We start from the raw sequence: 4,070 nt of genomic DNA, 5'->3' as shown, positions 1-4,070 counted from the left end.
GGACACGGTCTCGTGACCCGCACCGGGGTGACGACGAGTGCACTGTTGTTGTGGGATCCGTTCGGTCAGCCCGTGGATCCGGTCTCGTTCGCGATCGGCACGGTCGCGTCGGATGACACCGGGCAGGTCGCGGGGAACACACTCTGGCATCAGGGGGCGTTGAAGCCGGCGGAGTCGGCGGGTTCGGCGCTGGTGGTGGAGATGGGGGTGCGGTTGTACGTCCCCGCCCTCGGGCGGTTCCTGCAAGTCGACCCTGTGGAAGGTGGTGTCGACAACGACTACGTCTGGCCCACCGACCCCATCGGAAGCGCCGACTTGGACGGTGAGTTCGATTGGCTCTTCGCGCTGGACGTGGTGTCGACAGCGATAATGTTCGTACCTGGAGTCGGGACGGCTGCTGGTGCGGCGATCAAGGTCGGGCTGCTGGCTGCGCGTCTGGTTCTTGGTGCGGTGCGAGTCAGTAGTCAGGCCGCGAAGCTGACCAGAGTGGCATCGCTGGTTGCTCGTGCAGAGACGCGCGTCTTGCGTGAATACGGCTATCAGTCAGTGATCAGAGCTCGACCTACAGGTAGCGCCTTGAAACAGGACAGCTGGCATGGGTATGGCAGTTCTGCGTTGATTCGGAAGTCGATCAGAACTAGCGCTACCGTAACCAGAGGCCGGGGTGGCGACGGCGTGAGGACTACCTTCGTGCGTATGCCCATGTCCACTAATGGCCGCCCGGGAACACAAGAGTGGTTCGTACGTGGCGGGAACCTGACACACCAGCTTTGGAGGGGGTCAAGACGGTGAACTACCTTGAGATTTTTGGACCTCATCTGATGACAATGGGGGTGGTCGCAGAACTCCATCATTTCGGCGAACTTGGCATCAGTGACGTAGTCGAAGTCGAATTAGCAAGGATCAAGGCGGGAGCCGCAAGCGCCGAGGAAGAGGAGATCGGACTCCTGCTTTCAGACGACTATGAGCGGGGGCATGTGATCCTGGAGAGCGAGTTTGAGCAGAGTTTTCCCTCTGAGATCGAACGCGAGACGCTTCTTATCGCGGATCTAATCCGAATTCGCAATAACTGGACCGAGCTGGACGACCCGCCTTCTGAAGTGGAGGCCGCGCTAGAGGCTCATGCGCTGGATGAGAGATACGGAAGCCTGCGGCTCCTGGCGCCAATGCGAAGATCAGATAAGACTCCCCAAAAGTACCTGGAGCGGGTCGACGGCGCTATCTCTACCGGACTGACGCGCCTACGTGGCATCTCGAATCAGCGCGAGGCTGGCGCCACGGAGTGACTGTATGCGGCGGGTGGTGATGCGGCGTGGGGTCAGAAGTCCGGTGCGGACCTGACGCGGAGTGTGGGGTTGCCGGGTGGGGTGTCGTGGACGAACCAGGCCGGGGAAGTGACGTGGTCGTTCCCCGGGTTGGGTGGACACGGCCTCGTGACCCGCACCGGCACCACGACCAGCACGCTGATGTTGTGGGATCCGTTCGGTCAACCGGTGGACCCTGTGACGTTCGCGATCGGCACTGTGGCATCGGATGACACCGGGCAGGTGGCGGGGAACACGCTGTGGCATCAGGGGGCGTTGAAGCCCGCGGAGTCGGCCGGGTCGGCGCTGGTGATCGAGATGGGGGTGCGGTTGTATGTCCCCGCGCTCGGACGCTTCCTGCAAGTCGACCCGATCGAGGGCGGTGTGGACAACGATTACGTCTGGCCCACCGACCCCATCGGGTTGAGCGACCTCAGCGGTGAGCTCGGCAAGCCTTGCGCACTGGAAGGAGGCTGCGCCGGGACACCCCATCCAGCCTTTTACGAAGGCTCGCGGCCGCAGCCATGGCCGCTATATCTAAGGTGATCCGTCGAACTCCTTTCGCTCGCCCGAATACGGGGGCGCCAAGTGGCTGCACGTGTGCTCTTCGCGGGTCAAATAATCTCGGCGCTCCATCGACGCTAAAGGTCGATGGGAAGACGATCCCTGCGGTTGCGCCGAGGGCCATGGGGATACCCACGACATCTGGAAAGGGCGTAACCTATTCGATACCCGCAGGATCCCCAGGTCTGGATCCACGAGTGACCTCTATACGAATAATGCCACCAATCACAACGGGGCGATACACCTATCCGAACGGCTACGCAGTGTATATGAACCAAGCTCAGCAAAATGTCAGCCCCTTTACGGACAGAACGATCGCGAACTCCGACCCTCTGTCACACATTCCATTGCCATGACTGTCATCTCAGACCTTTTGCGAACCCGAATATGGCGGCATCCGAAGAACGAAGACTGGGTGCTTGAAGAAGATGACGCCCTTCTCGAAGCGCAGGTCATCGATGTGCGTCTCGACGCAATCAATTCGACGGTCGGGATCCTCATCGATCTGCGGACATCGTTACAGCTGGCCGAGTCGAACACGGGCGTGTTGGTCGTTGATAGCGTGACTAGGCTCCAGTGGGCCGCAGGCACAACGCTTTCCGGGAGGACAGCATGGACGGTCGTAGGTTCGGAGATCCGGTCAATCGGCAAGGGCGTTGAGATCTTGCTTCGACTCCATCCGAACTGCGAGCTAACGGTGCGTGGGGTCTCGGCGGTGCTTCATGCGGTTGAAGTACCCGACTTGGATATGATCCCTGATCTCCTGTCAGATACGGACGACGAGATCCAGCGAATGACTGCGAATTGGGAGTCTACCGGGCAAGTGAGCCGGACGACCACATTGTCGGGCGCCGGCACTTAATTGCAGAGCTGAAAACAGATCGGACTTCACGCGTCCACGAGTGCAGGCAGTTCTGTAATCCGATACTTCTGATCAGTCCTAATGATTTTTCGTCCGTCCGCCTGCGGCCTGTGAAGCAGTCCGGGATTCAATGGCGTTCCGGAGTATCGCATCGAGAAGGCGAGGCGGTTGCGCGGCAGATATGGGCCGATGATCGAGAAGACCCAAGATCTTCTCGATCTGAGCTCTCGTGCCCCACGGTGGATGCATCGCGATCCTATGCGACCTACTAGGCGCAGCGCTCGAGCCGGTTGCCCGTGACCGACCCCATGGCGATGCGCGCGATCAGGAAGAGGTTCCGCTGATGCTGCGAGAGTTCGTGGTCACATACTTCAAACGTGTTTTGATGATCCTTCCTATCGTCGCCGTTGTAACGCTCATTCCTCCGTATCCACTTGATGTGAAATTCATCAGCATATTGGCGTTCTTTGTCATCTTGCTGATACCTCAGCTTGTGGAACTCGCGGTCGTCCACCAAAATGCGCGCGCGCAACAGGAGAGTGACGCTGCCTCGGTCGATGAGAGCTCTGAACCCACGTCGAGGAAGGCGCGTCGGATCCAGTCTCGGAAGCGCCACAGTCGCTACTTCTAGATCGGTTGCGATGCGGACTCATCGCCTAAGGAATGCGAGCATGATTGTCTTCGATTTTGAAATTCTCCGTGAGGCAGATCTGACCAACGTTATTTGGCGCGAGATCGGTGGGGCACCATTTTGCTATTCCTGTTTCCTGGGTGACATTGTGTTCGAGGTGGATGATGTCGACCTCAGCGTCCGGTGGGGGTGGGTGCCAGTATTCGATTTCGCGTTTCAGATGCGTCGAGTCGCGGACGCCCTATCTCGCGGCGAAGATCAGGTATACAGCTTCACCGAGTCGGATTTTACGATCGCGTTCACAGTGCAGGGGGGGGATGTCGAGATTCGGGCCGAGTACGCGGAAAGCGCGGCAACGGTGCCCATCGACGAGCTCTTGCGCGCTGCGGAAGGGTTGCTCTCGAAGGTTCGCCGGCAGATAGAGGGTGCGCATCCCGGCTTGGTCAAGAACCCCCACTATCGGGAGCTGCTCGGTCCGTACTGGTAGCGGTTGAAACAGGTCGCGTACCCCGGGCGGTTCGGCGTTGAGCGACGTGGGTTTGGGGAACCGGACGGGTTTGACGGATGTGTGGACGGCGCCGGGTCAGGCTGCGGTGTCGACGTCGACGTCGTATCGCTTTGACTGGGCGGATCGGTTGTTGTCGTCGTCGGTGACGGGGGCGATCCCGGGTGCGACGACGGTGGCGGATGGTCTGGCGGCGTCGGAGAT

6 protein-coding genes are annotated in these 4,070 nt (G+C 60.0%); 5 read left to right on the top strand and 1 reads right to left on the bottom strand.

The features are described 5' to 3' along the window. From DW307_RS00080 to DW307_RS00065, 4 genes are all read left to right on the top strand, one after another. Positions 1-792: hypothetical protein (locus DW307_RS00080; protein WP_205810292.1), on the top strand; the 792-nt coding region annotated here is incomplete at its 5' end. After that, the gene (locus DW307_RS00075) at positions 789-1,286 is read left to right on the top strand and encodes a hypothetical protein (RefSeq protein ID WP_136023616.1); all 498 of its coding nucleotides are present in this window, start codon (positions 789-791) and stop codon (positions 1,284-1,286) included. The genes DW307_RS00080 and DW307_RS00075, both read left to right, overlap by 4 nt. A gap of 147 nt (positions 1,287-1,433) precedes the next feature. Then, on the top strand, positions 1,434-1,850 hold the full coding sequence (locus DW307_RS00070) for an RHS repeat-associated core domain-containing protein (RefSeq protein ID WP_136023615.1): 417 nt from the start codon (positions 1,434-1,436) through the stop codon (positions 1,848-1,850). Positions 1,851-2,220: 370 nt separating this feature from the next. Then, the gene (locus tag DW307_RS00065; protein WP_136023614.1) at positions 2,221-2,730 is read left to right on the top strand and encodes a hypothetical protein; all 510 of its coding nucleotides are present in this window, start codon (positions 2,221-2,223) and stop codon (positions 2,728-2,730) included. 268 nt (positions 2,731-2,998) lie between these two features. On the opposite strand, the gene DW307_RS00060 is transcribed toward DW307_RS00065, so the two are convergent. Continuing rightward, positions 2,999-3,346 carry a hypothetical protein gene (locus DW307_RS00060; protein WP_136023613.1) on the bottom strand — a complete coding sequence of 116 codons (348 nt, stop codon included), beginning with the start codon at positions 3,344-3,346 and terminating at the stop codon, positions 2,999-3,001. 55 nt (positions 3,347-3,401) lie between these two features. On the opposite strand from DW307_RS00060, the gene DW307_RS00055 reads away from it, so the two are divergent. Further along, positions 3,402-3,848 carry a hypothetical protein gene (locus DW307_RS00055; RefSeq protein ID WP_136023612.1) on the top strand — a complete coding sequence of 149 codons (447 nt, stop codon included), beginning with the start codon at positions 3,402-3,404 and terminating at the stop codon, positions 3,846-3,848. Positions 3,849-4,070 lie beyond the last annotated feature (222 nt).

The organism is Microbacterium sp. K27 (assembly GCF_004794435.1).
GTDB classification, from domain to species: domain Bacteria; phylum Actinomycetota; class Actinomycetes; order Actinomycetales; family Microbacteriaceae; genus Microbacterium; species Microbacterium maritypicum_A.
This window is presented reverse-complemented; position numbering and strand designations above follow the sequence as displayed.

Coding starts and splice junctions, on each gene's coding strand:
- DW307_RS00055 (WP_136023612.1), top strand. CDS start 3,402: ATGATTGTCTTCGATTTTGAAATTCTCCGTGAGGCAGATCTGACCAAC.
- DW307_RS00065 (WP_136023614.1), top strand. CDS start 2,221: ATGACTGTCATCTCAGACCTTTTGCGAACCCGAATATGGCGGCATCCG.